General features: G+C 66.1%; 1 protein-coding gene and 1 pseudogene. Both read right to left on the reverse strand.

What is annotated here, in order from left to right:
* Positions 1-513: 513 nt before the first annotated feature.
* Positions 514-660, reverse strand: a pseudogene (locus ABT078_RS42345) (NAD(P)-dependent oxidoreductase); the annotation flags it as partial.
* A 654-nt stretch (positions 661-1,314) separates the two neighbouring features.
* Entirely contained in the window at positions 1,315-2,250 is a 936-nt protein-coding gene (locus tag ABT078_RS42350) for an RNA polymerase sigma-70 factor (protein WP_351237794.1), read from the reverse strand.
* Positions 2,251-3,556: the final 1,306 nt, after the last annotated feature.

The raw sequence follows: 3,556 nt of genomic DNA on the forward strand, positions 1-3,556 counted from the left end.
GCCATACCCCTGATCCATCCCACGCACCACCATGGATGGCGAGAACCCGCGGAGCGTCTGCACCCGCTGCCCCAGACGCTCCGGCTCGGGTCGTGATCTCGGGGTGTCAGGTGCAGCGGGCATCCACACAGGGGTTCCTGTGCACCGATGCCTGCCGGGGGACTGCCGGGTGGGAAGGCGGTCACACCCCAGCCGGCCGAAGGTTTCGGCGAAGAGATCATCTGCCGTTTCCATGGGCCGCGCAGGGTGGTTCAGACCCGGCCCGGCCGACAGCAGGCTGCCCGGCAGGGCCGGGCTCCACCTCCGCGCTACGGCATGAAGTGATAGGCACTCGGTACTCCAATTCCTCCCGGCCCTCACGTGCCGGATCCAAGAGCCAGGAGCACGGCCGCACGCCAGGGAAGACCCGCGGCGCATATGCCATGGCACGAAGCGTTATCAGAACATTCGGATCGTTCCACCGAGGGTGAACACGGGGCAGCGGCTCGGGCACGGTGATATGGGGCGCTGCCCTCAGGCAGTTCCCTTCGCAAGGTCGTCGGAATCCACGATGCCTCCTCGCCCAGCGTTCACCAGGAGTGCCTTGTCCTTCGTCCTCTTCAGGAGGCGGGCATCGAGCATACGCTGTGTCCGTCCCGTCAGCCGCAGGCACGGAACTACGCCATCCGCATGCCCTTCGAGGGAAGGTCCTTCCGACCCGCACGAGGGTGCGCCCGGCGGCTACTCGCCGACACCAGCATCGACCACTACCACCGGGCGCATACGCCCCTACAGGCCTCGCCGCCTGGGCCACCACGTCCAGGACCTTCAGACGGCGCGGATCTCCACACCCTGGCCGAGCTTGGGCCGCCGAACGACGAATGCCCGTTCCGAGCTGCGACCCCAGAGGCACAGACGCGTACCGTACTGTGCACCTCGCGTGAACGCCGACCACCGGTCGGGCAAAGCGAGCACGGCGGTGCCTGGTGACCGTGCGGCATGTCACTGTCCGCTCCCGGGCAGGGCTCCACGCTGAGCCTGGCCGACCGAACATCGTGTGTCTGCGCCGGGCAGCCCCTGCTCTCACCTCGAGAATGAAAGCGTCATGGGAACAATGGGTGTCGTTCCCGTCACCCAGCGGATGGGGTCGGCAGGCAGGGCCAAGGGCGTTTCCGTGGGAGATGACGCCTGCCGACACGGCGGCAGACCGGCACTGCGGGCGCCCCGCGTGCCCTGCGACGAGAGGCCGACAACGATGTCTTTCGCAGCCAATGTGGGCCGTGGTCACTGGTGCGCCAGTTCTTGGTGAAACCTTTCGCCTCATCCATGTCGCGGCTACGGCACATCCCTCGGAGCGCCGAGTGCCGACGAGGAGCGAGAGCGCGAGTCGAAGAACGCAGCGATCTTGCTCGGGTTGAACACCCACATCAGCTTGTAGATGCCCTCTTGCGAGGCCGCTATCGTCAGCAAGGTCACGGGCCGACCGTCCCGGTGGATCACCACTGCGGAACGCCCATTGGCCTGGACACCTCGGACATCCGCCTCGCGCCAGAACCGCGGAGTGGCAGTCGCCAGGTTCGCCACGCGTGCGCGGCCCAGAACCGGGACGCGAGCTGCGCCTCGAAGGCCGTCGCCGTCGGAGAGACTGACGGCATCCGGCGTGAGGAGAGCCTCCAGCGAGGCAACATTTCCTGTTCGCGCCGCCGAGACGAAGGCCTCAAGGAGCCGTCGGTGCTCCTTCGTGTCCACGGTCCCCCGCTGCTCGTCCGAGAGATGCCTGCGGGCCCGGCTCACGATCTTCCGCACGTTGACAACCCTGAGTTGAAGTATCTCAGCGATGTCGGCATAGGTGTAGTCGAACGCCTCGCGCAGGACGTATGCGGCCCGCTCATTGGGATTCAGCTTCTCCAGAACGAGGAGCAGAGCCATCTCGAGAGCCTCCGCCCGCTGAGCGCCCACCTCCGGGTCCGTGCTCGTGTCAATGGGCTCGGGCAGCCACGGACCGATGTAGGTTTCGCGGCGCACACGGGCAGACTGCGCCACATTGATGGCCAGCCGGGTGGTGGTACTCGACAGAAAGGCCACGGGGCTGACCACCGCCGAACGATCAGTCTTCTGCCAACGCAGCCACACTTCCTGAACTACATCTTCGGCCTCGACTGCGCTTCCGAGCACGCGGTACGCGATGCCAAAGAGGCGTGGACGGAGCTCCACGAAGACAGAAACGGCCTGGTCCAGGGAACATTCCGTGGGGGGCGTTTCGACATACATGATCCTGATGTCTCCGTTCCTCGTGCTGATCAGTGGCGCGATCATGCGGCTGCGTGATGGCCCGCTCCTTCAGCCGGCTCCCGGACAAGCGGGTTCCGGCCGCCATGTGCTCCAGGACTGGCTATCTGCAGCCGCAAGAGTTGCGGTCACTGAGAGTCATGGCTGCTCCAATCGCGTTTGCTTCATTGACCGGGGCCACCTGCGTCCTGTGACAGGTTGCCGTGTCAAGTTGTTGCCAGCGTTCGGAGCGGAGACGCCGCGGCATGTGCAGGTCATCTCACACGCACCGCCCTTCCACGGAAGGTGACGATAGACATAAGAGCTCTCTCTTCACTGACACGATGCCAATTGTTGGTTCATGCTGCGCAAAGCCTGCACAACACAGTGGCATGTCGACGCTCACTCGCTGTGAGGGAAGGTTCACACGCCAGAAGCTGTCTGCCGCCCTGCACGGCACCCCACGCTCCTGTCGGCCGGGCGAGCACGCCCTGGTCCGGTCGTCGGTCCCCCGCGGACACCAGAACGCCGTCCGTGCACAGCGCAAGACATGTGAAGTTGCCGATTCCAGAGTTCATCGGTTTCACGGCCGGCTCCTGGCCCCATGTCAGCGCCGGCCCCGCCGGCGCGGAGCTGTACCTCCACGGAAAGACACTCGCCGACTAGGACAGAGCCCGGTGACATTTCGCCGTACCTGCGGGCACAGCCGGATTCCGCGTGCATCTGCACATAGGCCGGCCCGCGACGACATACGGCTGCCCGGCCTGCGCGGTGCGGCCCAGTCATTGATCCGGTGGGTGCCGATGCTGTCCCAGTGGATGGCTCGATCACCGAAGAGCGGGCGGAGTGGCTGGGCGCGGTGTGCAGGTAGACGGAGTTCGCCGGCCGGCGCCGCTCGGTACATTCAGGCGTGGCACCCGTCGGGTCGTCGGGCGGACAGATCCGTACGGTCTGCGGGTTGTAGGCGAATCCGGAGTGATCGTGACGGCCGAGCCGATCCGGCCCACGCCATGACTACTGTCGGCGGGGGCGTTCACGGGACGCGTGTATCGCGCTCCCAGTGCCAGGACGGGACCGGGTCCCGGTGCATGCCGAAGACCAGGACGGAGTTCGGTCCGGGGACCCTGCCGTGCCCGATGATGTGCTACCGGTCCATGGGAATGGCGAGGCGGTCAGCCAGGTACGTGACGAGTTGTACGCCGGTCTCGTGCCGGGTCTGGGTGCACCAGGTGCCGCCGACGGCGGCGCAGGCTCTCATTCCCCATGTGCTCCGTCCACGGTGTTGCTTGTCCTTCGTGGGCCGGGAGCA

It is taken from the genome of Streptomyces sp. NPDC002133, assembly GCF_040296405.1.
Taxonomy (GTDB): domain Bacteria; phylum Actinomycetota; class Actinomycetes; order Streptomycetales; family Streptomycetaceae; genus Streptomyces.

Bases quoted from the DNA above. Each gene is read 5' to 3' on its own strand.
- ABT078_RS42350 (WP_351237794.1), bottom strand. From the start codon at position 2,250: ATGTATGTCGAAACGCCCCCCACGGAATGTTCCCTGGACCAGGCCGTT.